This window comes from Streptomyces mirabilis, assembly GCF_039503195.1.
GTDB lineage: Bacteria > Actinomycetota > Actinomycetes > Streptomycetales > Streptomycetaceae > Streptomyces > Streptomyces mirabilis_D.
In genome coordinates this window covers 3,386,860-3,401,269 of record NZ_JBCJKP010000001.1, presented here as the reverse complement: position 1 = coordinate 3,401,269, position 14,410 = coordinate 3,386,860, and the positions used below count along the sequence as shown (strand labels likewise).

Sequence of the window (14,410 nt, the reverse complement as noted above, 5' to 3'; positions counted from 1 at the left end):
CATATGCTGCAACGACCCCTGCTCCGGTGCACCGGGCCGCTCCAGTGCACCTCGTGCGGCTCTAGTGCACCTCGTTCACCAGCACATCCAGCGCCCAGGCCGTCCCCGCCCGCGCGGGCGCCTGCACCTCCACCTCGTACCCCAGGTCCCGCAAGGTCTCCACCAGCTCCGCCGGATCGGCGGGCGCGGCCCCGGCCGCCAGCAGACTCCGTACGATCCGCCCCTTCGTCGCCTTGTTGAAGTGGCTGACCACCTTCCGGGTGGGCGCGTGCAGCACCCGTACCGTCGCCGTCCGCCCGGCCACCTCGCCCTTCGGCTTCCACGCGCCCGTGTACGCCGAGGACCGCAGGTCGAGCACCAGCCCGTCGCCGGCCGCCTCGGGGAGCGCGGCGGCCATCGGCGTACGCCAGTGCGCGCCCAGCGCCCCGAGCCCCGGCAGCCTCACCCCCATCGAGCAGCGGTACGACGGGATCCGGTCCGTCACCCGGAGCGCGCCCCACAGCCCGGAGAAGACCAGCAGCGAGCGGCTGGCGCGCCGCTTGGCCGCCGTGTCCAGCGAGGCCAGGTCCAGGGCGTCGTACAGCACCCCCGTGTAGATCTCCCCGGCCGGGCGCGCGCCCGCGCTGCGCAGCTGCGTGTTCTTGGCGATCTCGCCGCGCAGGCCCTCGCTCAGCCCGAGCACCTCGCGGGCCTTCTCCTCGTCGCCGGCGCACAGCTCGGCCAGCTCGTCGAGGACCGCCCGACGCGCCTCGGTGAGCCCGGGCAGGGACAGCGACTCCAGCTTCAGCGCGGTTCCCCGGCCGGAGGGTGCCTTGCCCTCGGAAGGCGGCAGCAGCACGAGCACGGTGGTGTTCTCCTAACGGTGGGTATGGCCCGGCGCCAGCCTAAGGGGTGCGGTCGGGGTGCCCGCCGCGTGCGCGCGACCTACGCTCGACCCATGCCGTGCCGCCACATCCGCGCCATCTGCGCACCGGGGGCTCCTCTGCAGGCCGCCCTGTGCGCCCTGCGGACCGAGCTCGGCGTGCCCGGGAGCTTCCCGCCCGGCGTACTGGAGGAGGCCGCCCGGCCACCCCGCCTGCCTCCCCACGACGCGACGGGCATCCCCTTCCTCACCATCGACCCGCCGACGTCCTCCGACCTCGACCAGGCGATGCACCTGTCCCGCCGCGAGAACGGCCGCGGCTACCGCGTCCGGTACGCGATCGCCGACGTCGCCGCCTTCGTCGCCCCCGGTGGCGCCCTGGACGCCGAGGCGCACCGCCGCGTGACGACCCTCTACTTCCCGGACGAGAAGGTCCCCCTTCATCCGACCCGGCTCTCCGAAGGCACCGCGAGCCTCCTGCCCGACCAGACCTGCCCGGCCGTGCTCTGGACGATCGACCTGGACGCGGACGGCCGCACGGAGGGCGTCGACGTACGCCGTGCCCTCGTCCGCAGCCGCGCCAAGCTCGACTACGCGCACGTACAGAAGTGGATCGACGACGGCACGGCGGAGGAACCGCTCGCCCTCCTCAAGGAGATCGGGACGCTGCGCGAGCGTCTGGAGGTGGAGCGAGGAGGGATCTCCCTCAACGTCCCCGAGCAGGAGATCGTCGAGAAGGACGGGACGTACGAACTCGGCTACCGCGCCCCGCTTCCCGCCGACGCCTGGAACGCGCAGATCTCCCTGCTCACCGGGATGGCGGCGGCCGACCTGATGCTCGCGCACGGCACCGGCGTCCTGCGCACGCTGCCCGCCGCCCCCGACGGCGCCGTCGGCCGCCTTCGCCGCACGGCCAGGGCCCTGCACATCGACTGGCCGCACCACGTCTCGTACGCGCATCTCGTCCGCTCCCTCGACCCGCACCTGCCGCGCCACGCGGCCTTCCTCCAGGAGTGCACGACGCTGCTGCGCGGCGCGGGCTACACGGTGTTCCGGGGCGGCGCCCTCCCGGACGTCACCTCGCACGCCGCCGTGGCCGCGCCCTACGCCCACTGCACGGCCCCCCTGCGCCGTCTCGTCGACCGCTACGCCTCGGAACTCTGCCTGGCCGCCGCCGCGGACGAACCGCCCCCCGACTGGGTCCTCACCGCCCTCGACACCCTCCCCAAGGAGATGGCCGAGGGCTCCCGACGCGCGGGCACCGTGGAACGCGAGTGCGTCGACATCGTGGAGGCCGCGCTCCTCAAGGACCGGGTCGGGGACATCTTCGACGGATGTGTGGTGGACGTGATGGAGCGTCAACCCACGGTCGGCACCGTCCAGTTGGAGTCTCCCGCGGTCGTCGCACGCATCGAGGGCGGCACCCGGACGCTGCCGCTGGGGGAGCGGTTGCGGGTCCGCCTCACCCAGGCCGACCTGGGGACGGCGAAGGTGCGGTTCGCGCCCGCGTGAGGGCCCGTGCGTCCCGCACCTCGGCGAGCCCCAGTCCCAGCTCGGTCGGCCGCCTGGTCCGGGCGAGCCGGACGGCGTGACGTAGCGTGTATTCCCGGCAGCCGTTGGGGCGACGCTCGGGCTCCGGCAACAGCCCGAGATGGTGGTAATGCGGCACCGCCCGCGTGGTGACTCCGACGGTGACGGCGAGTTCTCCGATCCGCATGCCCTCAGGAGAAACGTTGACGCCGCGGCAAGGTCAAGCGAGAAGATCCTTGGCGGCATGGAAACGCGGGCCGCCGGCGTTGCACCCCTGACGAGGCGAGCGGGGAGGCGGCCATGGGTGCACGACGTGAAGAGGCCCGCTGGACCCGGGCCACTCTCGGCCGCGACGGTCCGCCCCTCGACCTCCTGACCGCGCACTTCGACCAGCACCGCTACGCTCCCCACGCCCACGACGAGTTCACCATCGGAGTCTGCGTCGGCGGCTCCGAGATCATCGACTACCGGGGCGGCCGCATCCACACCGGCCCCGGCTCGATCGTCGTCCTGGCTCCGGGCGAGATGCACACCGGCGGCCCGGCCGCTTCCGACGGCTACGCCTACCGGGCCCTGTACGCCGAGCCCTCCCTGCTCACCGAGGGAATTCTGGGCAGCCCCCCGCACTTCCGGGACCCCGTCCTCGACGACCCCGAACTGGCCGCCGCCCTGCGCACCGCCCACACCGACCTGAGCGCCTGCCCCGACCCCCTGGAGGCCGAGTCCCGCCTCCCCTGGCTGCTGGCCGCCCTCGCCCGTCGCCACTCCACGGCCCGCCCGGCGTGCGACACGGTGCCGGGAGCGGCCCACATGGCCCACGCCGTACGCGACCGCCTCGCCGACGAACTCCAGGCACCCCCGTCACTCGCCTCCCTCGCCACCGACCTGGGCCTCTCCCGCTACCAGCTCCTGCGCGCCTTCCGTACGACGATGGGGATACCGCCGTACGCCTGGCTGGCCCAGTACCGGGTGAACCGGGCCCGCGCCCTGCTGGAGAGCGGCCTGCGCCCCGCCGAGGTCGCCCCGCTCGTGGGCTTCGCGGACCAGGCGCACCTGACGCGCTGGTTCCGCAGGGTGCTCGGGGTGACACCGGCGGCGTACCGGACCAGCGTGTCGCCGACGGCGTAGCGCAACAACGTTCAAGACAGCCGACCGCCGGGCAGCCGAGACTCCCCCCATGACTGCACGCGGCTGGTTCCTGTTCTCCCTGATGGGAGTGGTCTGGGGCATCCCCTACCTGATGATCAAAGTGGCGGTGGACGGCGTGTCCCCGTCGACGGTGGTGTTCACGCGCTGCGCGGTGGGCGCGGCGCTGCTGCTCCCCTTCGCGATCCGTCAAGGGGGCCTTGCTCGGACCGTACGAACGTACTGGCGCCCGATGCTGGCCTTCGCGTGCATCGAGATCATGGTCCCGTGGTGGACCCTCACGGACGCCGAGCGCCACCTCTCCAGCTCCACGGCGGGCCTGCTGATCGCCGGGGTGCCGATCGTCGGCGTGGCCGCGGCCCGCCTCTTCGGCGACACCGAACGCCTCGGCGCCCGCAGGATGACCGGGCTGGCCCTCGGCCTGTCCGGCGTCGCGGTCCTCACCGTCCCGCACCTGACCGGCGGCGACGCCCGCTCGCTGGCCGAGGTACTGCTGACGGTGATCGGGTACGCGACCGCCCCCGTCATAGCCGCCCGCCACCTCAAGAACGTCCCCTCGCTCCACCTCACGGCCGCCTGCCTGACCCTGGCGGCCCTGGTCTACGCCCCCGCGGCGGCCGTCACCCACCCCTCCGGGCTCCCCTCCCCGCAGATCCTGGCCGCCCTCGCCGGCCTCGGCGTCATCTGCACCGCGGTCGCCTTCGTGGCCTTCCTGGAACTGATCAAGGAGGCGGGCCCGACGCGGGCGACGGTGATCACGTACGTCAACCCGGCCGTCGCGGTCGCCGCGGGCGCCCTCTTCCTCGACGAACGCCTGACCCCCGGCGTCCTCGCCGCGTTCGCTCTCATCCTGGCCGGCTCTGTGCTCGCCACGGCCGGCCCGAGGCGCACCCCACGCCCGGTACCATGGTCCACACGGCAGACGAGCCGGGCGGACGGCCGCGTGGAGGTCCTTGTGGACCTTCCCGAGGAACGTCCGGGCTCCACAGGGCAAGGTGGTGGCTAACGGCCACCCGGGGTGACCCGCGGGACAGTGCCACAGAAAACAGACCGCCGGGGATCTCGGTCCTCGGTAAGGGTGAAACGGTGGTGTAAGAGACCACCAGCGCCTGAGGTGACTCAGGCGGCTAGGTAAACCCCACCTGGAGCAAGGTCAAAAGGAAACACCTCGGTGTTTCTGCGCGGACGTTCGAGGGCTGCCCGCCCGAGTCCGCGGGTAGACCGCACGAGACCGGCGGCAACGTCGGTCCTAGATGGATGGCCGTCTCCCCGGCCGCCGCGAGGCGACCGGGCGACAGAACCCGGCGTACAGCCCGACTCGTCTGCCGTTTAGGGGCTCTGATCAGCGAACGAGCTGGTCAGGGGCCCTTTTCGGGCTTGAGTTGAGAACGCTGGAGGCGTTCGTATTGGCTGCCGCCCCGTCCCAGTACGCCGCTTCGATCTCCCACCGCACCGGCTCCAACAGTGCGAGCAACTTCTCCTCGGCCCGTGCCCTGCCGAGGCTGCCCAGCCGGTGGCCTGGTCGGTCGAGGATCCGGCGCCGCTGGCCCAACCACCCGGAAGGAAGACATGAACTAGCAAGCAAGAAACGGGAGTTCGATCGTAGGATGTGCCGCGATTGATCCCCGCCCCGGTTGAAGGACGTACACGACTCATGAGTGACCCTGTGACGACGCCCGAGCCGGCGGAGCAGCAGAAGATCGACACGTCGGTGCCGCACTCCGCCCGTATCTGGAACTACTGGCTCGGCGGCAAGGACAACTACCCCGTCGACGAGGCGGCCGGTGACGCGTACACCGAGGTGTTTCCCGGGATCGTCACCATCGCCCGCTCCAGCCGTGGCTTCCTGCGTCGCAACATCGCGTATCTCGTCTCCGAGGCGGGCATCCGGCAGTTCCTGGACGTCGGCACCGGCCTTCCGACCGCCCAGAACACCCACGAGGTCGCCCAAGGGCTCGCTCCCGAGGCGCGAATCGTCTACGTCGACAACGATCCGATGGTGCTCGCCCACGCCCGTGCGCTGCTCTCCTCCACCGAGGAGGGTGCGACCGCCTACATCGACGCGAACGTGACGGACCCGGATCGCATTCTTGAAGTCGCCGCCGAGACGCTGGACTTCGGTCGTCCCACCGCGCTCATCCTCAGCAACATCCTGGGGCACGTCGCCGACTACGATCAGGCCCGTTCCATCGTCACCCGGCTGATGGAAGCCCTGCCCTCGGGCAGTTACCTCTCCATCAACGACGGGTCGCGCGGCATCGACCCTGTCTTCGAGCAGGCCCAGGACGCCTACAACAACAGCGGCGCCGTTCCGTACAACCTGCGCTCCGTTGATGAGATCACCGCGTTCTTCGACGGTCTGGAGCTTGTCGAGCCCGGTGTCGTCTCGGTGACGGAGTGGCGTCCAAACCCCGGTTCGGACGTCCCGGAGGTCGTCGCCGAGCACGGTGGACTTGCGCGTAAGCCGTAACGACAGGAGGGGCGCGGTCAGGCCGACGGTACCGGGTCGGCCTGCCGAAGGCGGTGGCCGATGCGGTCGATGTCGAGCGCACCTCACGCGATGCCCACGCCGAGATAGAACGGCAGGAAGAACAGCACCAGGCGGCGGTGCCCGCGGAGAACGCTGAGGTCTCACGGGGCACCTGGTGCTGGAAGGGCCCCTGCGCCGCAATGGGCTGCTCCACTACGCACAACCTTCCGGAAGGCCGCCGGTCTGAACAGACACACACCTACGCGAGCTACCGGGGGGTAGTCATGCGACGGATAGGTACTGCACTGGCCGCGATGATGCTGGCGGGCGGCGGTCTGTTGGCCGGCACGGTTCCGGCGGTGGCCGCGCCGACGGCCGTGGACTGCGCCGTGACGTGGGGGAGCCTGGACAAGACCGGTGACTCCACTGCCTCCAGGCGACTGGTCGACGTGAGGGCCGGACAGCACGACTGCTTCGACCGTCTGGTCTTCGACGCCCAGGGCACGGCGGCCGACCCCATCGGCTACACGGTCCGCTACGTCGACGTACTGCACCAGGACCCGAGCGACGTCGTGGTTCCGATCAAGGGCGGAGCCATTCTGGAGATCTCGCTGTTCTCCTCGCGCTACGACCCGGCGACCGGACAGCCCTACCCGCCGCTTCCCTCCGTCGACGTCACCGGGTACCGGACCTTCCGGGAGTTCAAGTTCACAGGTGGCTCCGAGGGCTACACCCAGGCCGGACTGGGCGTCCGCGCGAGGCTGCCGTTCCGGGTCTTCCAGACGGCCAACCATCTCGTGGTGGACGTGGCGCACACCTGGTGATCCCGTACGGCCGGGGGTGCGCCCGCCTCCTGTCGAGCGATACGTCGAATACGTCGATGCCCGCGCCTACGCCGACCAGGCCGGGCAGGCGGGGTCCGCGATCGGGGCCTCCCAGCCCCTGGAAGAAGCAGAGGTCAGAGCGCGTCGACCCCGCTCACCCTCCAGCCGTCGGACGTCAGGGCCACCGTCATCCGCACCCGGTTCAGGTCCACGCGGGAGCCCGAGACCTGGGTGCTCGTGGTCACCTGGTTGACGAAGAGGAGGACCACGGCCCGGTCGGCCGAGGCCGAGATCACGGAGGCCGCCGGGGAGCCGCCGGTGGGCTGCGCCACCGTGGCCTTCACCACCCCGTGGTACTTCCTGGCCGTCGGCCCGACCACCGTCGTGGTGGTCTTCCGGTACTCGTCGCGGAAGTGCCCGGTGAGCCGGGCGCGGGCCGCGGCGAAGTCGCGGTCCAGGTGCCTGTAGTCGTACGACAGCACGACCGGCGCCGCCTGGCGTGCGGCCGCGAGTGCCTGACCGCGTGCCTGTTCGGCCCGCACGCCCGCCCGGTAGCGCCACCCGAGCAAGGTGGCCGCGACCAGGCCCGCCAGGAGCAGGACACACAGGGCGGCGATGAGCAGCCGCCGCCGACCGCGCCGCGTAGCCGTACCGGGGCCGGGCTCGCCCTCCTCCTGCGGTGCGTCCTCCTCGAAGCCCTCCGGCGAGGGCTCGGGCGGGTCGTCCCAGCCGTCCTCATCGGGGGCCTCGATGAGCACGGTGCGGCCGGCGGTCGGTGCCCCGGGCCGTCCCGGGGCCACCTCGTCGATGGACGCCGGCTCCGGTTCGAGGTGGCCGCGCTCCGCGCGCTTGGCCGCCGCGCGGGCGGCCGCGGTCATGGTGTGCCGGGTGCCGGATCCGGAACCGGAGCCGCGGCTTCGGGTGGTCGTCTTCGCCACGGTCTTACTCCTCATGTCCTCATGGGTCGTATGGCGGGGAGGGGCGCGGTCAGCCGACGAACTCGACGTCGGAGGTCAGCCAGCGGCCGTTTCGGTGCACCAGGTCGAGCTGGAGGCGGTAGGTGCGCGCCTCGCCCTTGGGGGCGGCCGTGTTGGTCACCGTGCTGTCGGCGACCACCAGGACGCGGGCCGAATGCTCGTCGGAGCGGACGATGCCCGCGTCGAGGATCTGGCCCTCGGACACGGACTCGTTCGCGGCGACGAGCTTGGTCAGCTGCTCGGTCTGCGCGGCGAACTGTTTCTTGAAGTCACCGGTGGCGCCCTGGAGGACGTTCGCGCTGTCCCGGTCGTAGTGCCGGTAGTCGAGCGAGGTGAAGTTCAGCGCCGACTGGCGGGCCGCGGCCAGGATGTCCTGGCGCCGCTGCGCCCTGTCGTGCTGGCCGTAGAGCCCAAGGACCAGCCAGATCGTCAGCGCCGTCGTGAGGACGGTCGCCACGGCGAGCGCCACCGACGACGCCCTGCCCGACCAGGCCCTGCCCGACCAGGCCCTGCCCGACCACGCCCTGCTCGACAGGATCTTGCCCGACACGGTCACGCTCAAGGTCCTGTTCATGGTCTCGCTCATGCCATCGGCCCTACCAGCAGCCATTGCCACGACTCCTTTCCGAACACCGCCTGTTGGCCGCCCGTCGAGCCGATCTCGACCGGTCTGCCGTCCGGGCCGGTCGCGATGCCGGTCTCCGGGTCGTAAGGCGTGACGTACGGCGTCACGTACGCCGCCTGGTTCGCATCGCCGGAAGCGGCCGACGCGCCGGGGGCGTTCTGCGCGCCCCGTACCGAGGTCTTGCTTCCGCGCGGGGCCGTGCAGCGCGCGTCGGTGTTCGCCTCGCGCGGGCTGGTGTCCGAGGGGTCGCGCCGTGCCGTGCCGTACCCCTGGGTGCACGGCGGCGGGTCGTCGGCGTTCACCACCAGGCCGAAGTGGGTGGTGCCGTCGCCCGGGACCACCGTGTAGCTGCCCGCGACCAGCGCCGGGAAGGTGACCAGGGACTGCTCCACGCCGGGCAGGTTGGCCAGCGTGACCTGGCCGCCGCTGATCAGATTGGCCAGCAGGACCGACAGGCGCGGTGAGATGTTCTTCAGCAGCGAGTTCACCTGCTGCGCGGCCGGTGTCGCGTTGCCGATCAGCTTGCGCAGGTCTCCGTCGCTCGACTTCAGCTGCGCGGTGAGAGCCGCCAGGTCGTGCGCGAACGACGTGATGGACGAGCCCTGGTCGGACTGCGTCTTGAGGACCTTTCGCGAGTCCTCGATCAGCGAGATCGTCTGGGGGAGCGACTCGGAGGCCGACTCCACGAGCGCGTTGCCCGAGTCCACCAGTCGGCTCAGATTCGGGCCGGTGCCCGAGAAGGCCTTGCCCAACTCGTCCACGGTGACCCGTAGATCGTCCTTGCCGACCGAGTTCACCAGCCGGTCCAGGCTCAGGACCAGGTCCGTCGTGGGCAGTGGCACGCGCGTGCTGCCGCGCGGGATGGCGCTGCCGTCGAGGAGGTACGGGCCGTGCGATGTCCGCGGCTGCAGGTCGACGTACTGCTCGCCCACCGCCGAGCGGTTCGCCACCACGGCGAGGGTGTCCGCCGGGATGCGTGGCGTGCCGTCCTTGATGTCGAGAGCGACCGAGACGCCGTCGGAGCCGGTCAGCCGCAGCGCGCCGACGCGACCCACCGGCACCCCGCGATAGGTGACCTCGGCACCGGGGAAGATGCCCCCGGAGTCGGCGAAGTCCGCTCGCACGGTGTAACCGCGGCCCAGGACGTCGTCCACCAGACCGGTGTACTCGGCGCCGACGTACGACACCCCGACGGCGGTGACGGTGGCGAAGGCCAGGAGCTGGGCCTTGACCGTACGGGTGATCACGGCTGAACCCCCTTCAGCATCAGCTCCGCGAGCGCGAGGTTGATCCCCTCGGGCAGCCCGCGTTGGGTGGTGTAGCCGCTGGTGCACACCGGCGGGCACAGCGGCCCGCCCCCGCCCGAGGGGGCCGACGGCACCGAGGGGGACGACGGCAGGCTCGGTGTGCTCGGCAGCGCCGTGGGCGTCGGCACGCTCGGCAGATCGGGGAGACCGGGGAGATCCGGTACGTCGGGAGTGCGGGGCTTGTGGGAATCGCCCTTGCCACGGCCGGAGTCGCCGTCCGTCAGGTTTCCGTAGAGGTCGGACAGATCGAGGTCGGCCGTGATGTCGAGGTTGACGTAGTCCCCCTTGACGGCGTCCACCGCGTTGCGCGGGAACGGGTAAGTGGTCAGCAACTCAAGGGAGTTGGGCAGATCGTCGCCCGCCTTGTTCAGCCGCTGCAGGATGGGCCGCAGCTGTTCGAGGTTCGCGACCGTGTCGTCGTGCGAGGCGTTGACCACCTTGGTGCCCGCCTTGCCCAGCTTCGACAGGGCGGTGAGCATCCTCGTCAGATCGCGGCGCTGGTCGGCCAGGACCTTCAGCGCGGGTGGCATCGTGTCGACGGCCTGGGCGATCGTCTTCTTCTCCTTGCCGAGCCGCCCCGCGAGCCGGTCGACGGCCTCGAGGGCGTGGACGATGTCCTTGCGCTGGTCGTCCAGGCCGCCGATGAAGGTGTTCAGCTCCTTGAGCAGCGATCTGACCCGGTTCTCCCGGCCGTCCAGGGCCTTGTTCAGCTCCACGGTGATCGTCTTGAGCTGGGCCACCCCGCCGCCGTTGAGCAGCGCGGACAGTGCGGAGAGCACCTCCTCGATCTCCGGGTCGCGGCCGCTGCGGGACAGCGGGACGCGGTCGCCGTCGCCGAGCCGGCCCATGGGGGCCGTGCCGGTCGGGGCGGAGAGCGCGACGTACTTCTCGCCGAGCATGCTGGTCTGCCGCAGCTCGGCGACCGCGTTGGCGGGCAGCTTCACCGAGTCGGCGACCCGCAGCCGTACGCGCGCGTGCCACCCGTCCAGTTCCACCTTCTCGACCGCGCCCACGGTGACGTCGTTGACCTTCACGGCCGACTGCGGCACCAGGTCGAGGACGTCGCGGAACTCGACGGTGACGTGGTACGCGTGGCCGTCGGCGGCGGCTCCGCCGGGCAGCTGGACGTCGTACCAGCCGTTGAACTCGCAGCCGGACAGCAGCAGCGAGCCGACCGCGGCCCACGCGACCGCCGCGACCTTGCGCAGTGCGCTCATGCGCTCGCCCCCAGAATTCCGCCGAGCGTCCGGTCGACCGTGCCCGTCACCGCGGGGCCCTGAGGCACCTTCGGCAGGGAGTCGAAGAGGCCTTTGAGCTCCTTGCAGTCGGGGTTCTTGCCGCCTTCGTCGCCGGTCGTCCTCAGTACGGAGCACAGCAGTGAGGCCGGATCCTGTGCCTGCTGCGCGTTGTTGCGGGTGTCGAGGGTGCCCGAGGACGGGTTGTAGGCGTTGTTCAGGTTCGACAGACCCGTGGGAGCGACCTCCAACAGCTCGGCCAGCGCGGCTCGCTGGGTGACGAGCACCTTGGTCACCTTGCTGAGGCCCCGCACGTTCGAGGTCAGCGACTTCTTGTTGTTCCTCACGAAGGCGGACACGTCGCCGAGCGCCGTCCCCAGGTTCTTGAGTGCGTCCGCGAGGTCCTTGCGCTCGCCCGCGAGCTGTCCGGCGACCTCGGCGAGGCTGGTGTCGAAGGACCGCACGCTCTTGTCGTCGGCGGCCAGCGCGGCCGTGAACACCTGCAGGTTCCGCACCGTGCCGAACAGGTCCGTGCGGCCGTCGGACAGCGTGGTGACGGCCTGCGAGAGGTCTTCGACCGTCTGGTTGAGGTTCTCGCCCTGGCCGTCGAGGTTGTCCGCGCTCACCCCGAGCAGCCGCGACAGCGAGCCGTCCTTGTTGGCGCCCTGGGGGCCGAGCGCGTCGGCCGTCGTGTGCAGGCTGTCGAAGACGCGGTCCAGCTCGACCGGTACCGCCGTCCGCGTCTCGGGGATGACGGCGCCGTTCCGCAGTACCGGTCCCCTTCGGTACACCGGCAGCAGTTGTACGTAACGGTCGCTGACCACCGAGGAGTTGATGACGGCGGCCTTGGCGTCCGCCGGCACCTTGCGGCCTTCGTCGTACTTCAGTTCCACCCGCACCCGGTCGCCCTCCGGCGTGATCTTCTCGACCTCGCCGATCCGTACGCCGAGGACGCGGACGTCCGAGCCGGGGTAGATGCCGACGGTGCGTGGGAAGTACGCGGTGACGTGCACGGACTCGGAGCGCGGCCACAGCACGTAGGTGAGCGCGGCGACGAGGGCGAGTGCGGTGACCACGGCCACGCGCCTCTTCAGGTTCTTCACCGGGCGCCTCCCGTGCGCGGCACCACTGGAGCGGCGACCAGGTTCTGGACGTAGCTGTCGAACCAGCGGCCGTTGCCGAGGGCGTTGCTGAAGACCCGGACGTAGGGCGCGAGCAGCTTGACGCTCCGGTCGAGGCTGGATTGGTTCCGTTCGAGCATCCGCACCACGGTGTTCAGGCCCTTGAGGGCGGGCCCGATCTCCTTGTCGTTGTCCTCGACCAGGCCGGAGAGCTCGATGCCGAGCGCGGCGGAGGTCTTCAGCAGCTTGTGGATCGCCTCGCGGCGCTTGCTGATCTCCTTGAACAGCTGGTCGCCGTCCTTGACCAGCGCGGTGAAGTCCTCGGAGTGCTCGGCCAGTACGCCCGTGACACCGTTCGCGTGGTCGAGGAGCTCGCCCAGCGCCTTGTCGCGCGAGGCGACCGTACGGGAGATCTTCGACAGGCCCTTGATGGATGCCCGTACCTCGGCGGGCGAGTCCTGGAACGTGGTGGAGATGGTGTCCAGGGCCTTCGCCAACTGGTCGGTGTCGACCTTCTCCGTCGTGGTGGTGAGATCGCTGAACGCCTGCACGACGTCGTACGCCGGAACCGTCCTCTTCAGCGGTATCTCGCTCCCGGGCTTCAGCTGTCCCGGTCCCTTGGGATGCAGCGCGAGGTACTTCGCGCCGAGGATCGTCTTGACCCGGATCGAGGCGCCGGTCTCGGTGCCGAACCCCGGATCGCCCTTGATCTTGAAGGTGACCCTGACGTGGTCGCCGTCCAGATCGACGTCCTCGACCTTGCCGACCTTGACGCCTGCGATCCGCACCTCGTCGCCGGGCTTGAGGCCGCCCGCCTCCGAGAAGGCCGCGCTATACGTCTCGCCGCCACCGATCAGCGGCAGGCTGTCGGCGTTGAACGCGGCCACGGTCAGCAGCGCGAGAAGGGTGAGGCCGACGGCGCCGATCACCACGGGGTTTCGCTCACGGAACGGGGTGAGGCGCGGACGGCGGATCCGTGGAAGCCGTATCCGAGGCGGGTCGATGCGGACTTTCACTAGGGGTTCGGGGCGGCGGGGGCGGGGTGCCCGGCGCGGCAGGAGCCGTATTTTCGGCAGCTTCGGTGGGTCGATGCGGACTTTCACCAGGGGTTCGGGGCGGCGGGGGCGGGGTGCCCGGCGCGGCAGGAGCCGTATTTTCGGCAGCTTCGGCGGGTCGATACGGACCTTGACCAGCGGCTCCGGGCGGCGCTCACGGGTCCTGCGCGGAAGGAAGTGCTTTGTCATGCGCCGCACCTCGCCCTCGCCACGTGCAGTTCGGGAGTGAGCACCTGCTTCGTCTTCGGCAGCACGATCCGGCCGTCGAAGTCGCAGAGGTAGAAGTTGAACCACGAGCCGTAGGACGCCGTCCCCGTCAGCTCGCCCAGCTTGTTCGGCAGCCGCTTCAGCACGCCCTCCACGGTGTTCTCGTTCTTGTTCAGCGTTCCGGTGAGATCGGTCAGCTCGGCGATGTCGTCCTTCAGGGGCGGACGCGCGTCCTTGAGCAGCCCCGAGGTGGCGTCCGTCAGATCGCCGATCCCCACCAGGGACTGCCCGATGGGCTTGCGGTCGGCGGACAGCCCCGAGATCACCCGACGCAGCTGCTTGAGCAGCCCGGAGAAACGGGCGCCGCGCTTGTCCAGCGTCCCCAGCACGGTGTTCAGGTGGTCGATCACCGAGCCGATCAGCTGGTCGCGGCCGGCCAGCGTCGTGGTGAGCGACGCCGTGTGCGCGAGCAGGCTGTTGACGGTGCCGCCCTCGCCCTGGAGGGTCCGGATGATCTCGGTGGCGAGCTGATTGACGTCCTGCGGGCTGAGCGCCGCGAACAGTGGCTTGAAGCCGTTCAGCAGCGCGTTGAGGTCCAGCGCGGGCCGGGTGCGCGACAGCGGGATCGTGGCGCCGGGCTTCAGCCGGGTGCCGTCTCCCGCGCCCTCGGTCAGGGCGACGTAACGCTGTCCGACCAGGTTCCGGTAGCGGATGACCGCGCCGGTGCTGTTCAGCAGCGGGCGGTCCTCACCGACAGTGAAGGTGACCTCCGCCCACGTCCGGTCCTTGATCCGGATGCCCTCGACCTCGCCGACCCGCACCCCGGCCACCCGGATGTCGTCGCCCTTCTCCAGACCCGTCACGTCGCTGAACACCGCGCGATAGGTGTGCTCGGGGGTGAGGGAGATGTTGACGATGGTGGCGGCGAGCAGGGCCGTCGCCAGGATCGTCACCAGGGCGAAGAGGCTGAACTTGATCAGCGGGGCGGCGGCCTGCCGGGCTCCTGACGTCCTCGTGGACCTCGTAGTCTTCGCGGTCTTCATGATCCTCG

General features: G+C 70.7%; 12 protein-coding genes, 1 other RNA gene and 2 pseudogenes. 6 read left to right on the top strand and 9 right to left on the bottom strand.

Translation table 11 applies throughout. The features are described from left to right. Positions 1 to 61 precede the first annotated feature (61 nt). Entirely contained in the window at positions 62 to 844 is a 783-nt protein-coding gene (gene yaaA / locus AAFF41_RS16035) for a peroxide stress protein YaaA (RefSeq protein ID WP_319743691.1), read from the bottom strand. 93 nt (positions 845 to 937) lie between these two features. On the opposite strand from yaaA, the gene AAFF41_RS16030 reads away from it, so the two are divergent. After that, entirely contained in the window at positions 938 to 2,374 is a 1,437-nt protein-coding gene (locus tag AAFF41_RS16030) for an RNB domain-containing ribonuclease (RefSeq protein WP_319743689.1), read from the top strand. Between the two features lies 1 nt (position 2,375). Here the strand turns inward: AAFF41_RS16030 and AAFF41_RS16025 are convergent. Continuing rightward, a pseudogene (locus AAFF41_RS16025) lies at positions 2,376 to 2,579 on the bottom strand (MerR family transcriptional regulator); the annotation flags it as partial. Positions 2,580 to 2,692: 113 nt separating this feature from the next. Between AAFF41_RS16025 and AAFF41_RS16020 the strand changes: the two are divergent. The 5 genes and pseudogenes from AAFF41_RS16020 (at position 2,693) to AAFF41_RS16005 (ending at position 6,832) form a co-directional block, all read left to right on the top strand. Further along, a complete protein-coding gene (locus tag AAFF41_RS16020) occupies positions 2,693 to 3,520 on the top strand; it encodes an AraC family ligand binding domain-containing protein (protein ID WP_101405467.1) in 828 nt (275 codons plus the stop codon). A gap of 49 nt (positions 3,521 to 3,569) precedes the next feature. Next, positions 3,570 to 4,397 (top strand): annotated as a pseudogene (locus AAFF41_RS51585) (DMT family transporter); the annotation flags it as partial. Positions 4,398 to 4,461: 64 nt separating this feature from the next. Further along, positions 4,462 to 4,863, top strand: an RNA gene (gene rnpB / locus AAFF41_RS16015) — RNase P RNA component class A. A 329-nt stretch (positions 4,864 to 5,192) separates the two neighbouring features. Then, the gene (locus AAFF41_RS16010; RefSeq protein ID WP_343324109.1) at positions 5,193 to 6,008 is read left to right on the top strand and encodes an SAM-dependent methyltransferase; all 816 of its coding nucleotides are present in this window, start codon (positions 5,193 to 5,195) and stop codon (positions 6,006 to 6,008) included. A 284-nt stretch (positions 6,009 to 6,292) separates the two neighbouring features. Continuing rightward, positions 6,293 to 6,832, top strand: a complete 540-nt coding sequence (locus AAFF41_RS16005) for an AMIN-like domain-containing (lipo)protein (RefSeq protein WP_343324108.1) — start codon at positions 6,293 to 6,295, stop codon at positions 6,830 to 6,832. Between the two features lie 134 nt (positions 6,833 to 6,966). On the opposite strand, the gene AAFF41_RS16000 is transcribed toward AAFF41_RS16005, so the two are convergent. The 7 genes from AAFF41_RS16000 to AAFF41_RS15970 form a co-directional block, all read right to left on the bottom strand. Further along, positions 6,967 to 7,770, bottom strand: coding sequence for a hypothetical protein (locus AAFF41_RS16000; RefSeq protein ID WP_425526130.1), 804 nt, complete (start codon positions 7,768 to 7,770; stop codon positions 6,967 to 6,969). Between the two features lie 49 nt (positions 7,771 to 7,819). Further along, positions 7,820 to 8,395 carry a hypothetical protein gene (locus tag AAFF41_RS15995; protein WP_343324106.1) on the bottom strand — a complete coding sequence of 192 codons (576 nt, stop codon included), beginning with the start codon at positions 8,393 to 8,395 and terminating at the stop codon, positions 7,820 to 7,822. After that, entirely contained in the window at positions 8,392 to 9,681 is a 1,290-nt protein-coding gene (locus AAFF41_RS15990) for an MCE family protein (RefSeq protein WP_343324105.1), read from the bottom strand. Before AAFF41_RS15990 ends, AAFF41_RS15995 begins: the two co-directional genes overlap by 4 nt. Further along, positions 9,678 to 10,958 (bottom strand): MCE family protein, encoded by a 1,281-nt coding sequence (locus AAFF41_RS15985; RefSeq protein WP_343324104.1) that lies wholly within the window; start codon positions 10,956 to 10,958, stop codon positions 9,678 to 9,680. The genes AAFF41_RS15990 and AAFF41_RS15985 overlap by 4 nt, the downstream gene beginning before the upstream one ends. Next, positions 10,955 to 12,079, bottom strand: coding sequence for an MCE family protein (locus AAFF41_RS15980; RefSeq protein ID WP_319743674.1), 1,125 nt, complete (start codon positions 12,077 to 12,079; stop codon positions 10,955 to 10,957). The genes AAFF41_RS15985 and AAFF41_RS15980 overlap by 4 nt, the downstream gene beginning before the upstream one ends. After that, the gene (locus AAFF41_RS15975) at positions 12,076 to 13,101 is read right to left on the bottom strand and encodes an MCE family protein (RefSeq protein WP_319744492.1); all 1,026 of its coding nucleotides are present in this window, start codon (positions 13,099 to 13,101) and stop codon (positions 12,076 to 12,078) included. The genes AAFF41_RS15980 and AAFF41_RS15975 overlap by 4 nt, the downstream gene beginning before the upstream one ends. Before the next feature lie 236 nt (positions 13,102 to 13,337). Beyond that, positions 13,338 to 14,402, bottom strand: a complete 1,065-nt coding sequence (locus AAFF41_RS15970) for an MCE family protein (RefSeq protein ID WP_343324103.1) — start codon at positions 14,400 to 14,402, stop codon at positions 13,338 to 13,340. Positions 14,403 to 14,410 lie beyond the last annotated feature (8 nt).

Bases quoted from the DNA above. Each gene is read 5' to 3' on its own strand.
- AAFF41_RS16005 (WP_343324108.1), top strand. From the start codon at position 6,293: ATGCGACGGATAGGTACTGCACTGGCCGCGATGATGCTGGCGGGCGGC.
- AAFF41_RS15970 (WP_343324103.1), bottom strand. From the start codon at position 14,402: ATGAAGACCGCGAAGACTACGAGGTCCACGAGGACGTCAGGAGCCCGG.
- AAFF41_RS16030 (WP_319743689.1), top strand. From the start codon at position 938: ATGCCGTGCCGCCACATCCGCGCCATCTGCGCACCGGGGGCTCCTCTG.
- AAFF41_RS16010 (WP_343324109.1), top strand. From the start codon at position 5,193: ATGAGTGACCCTGTGACGACGCCCGAGCCGGCGGAGCAGCAGAAGATC.
- AAFF41_RS15995 (WP_343324106.1), bottom strand. From the start codon at position 8,395: ATGAGCGAGACCATGAACAGGACCTTGAGCGTGACCGTGTCGGGCAAG.
- AAFF41_RS15985 (WP_343324104.1), bottom strand. From the start codon at position 10,958: ATGAGCGCACTGCGCAAGGTCGCGGCGGTCGCGTGGGCCGCGGTCGGC.
- AAFF41_RS16020 (WP_101405467.1), top strand. From the start codon at position 2,693: ATGGGTGCACGACGTGAAGAGGCCCGCTGGACCCGGGCCACTCTCGGC.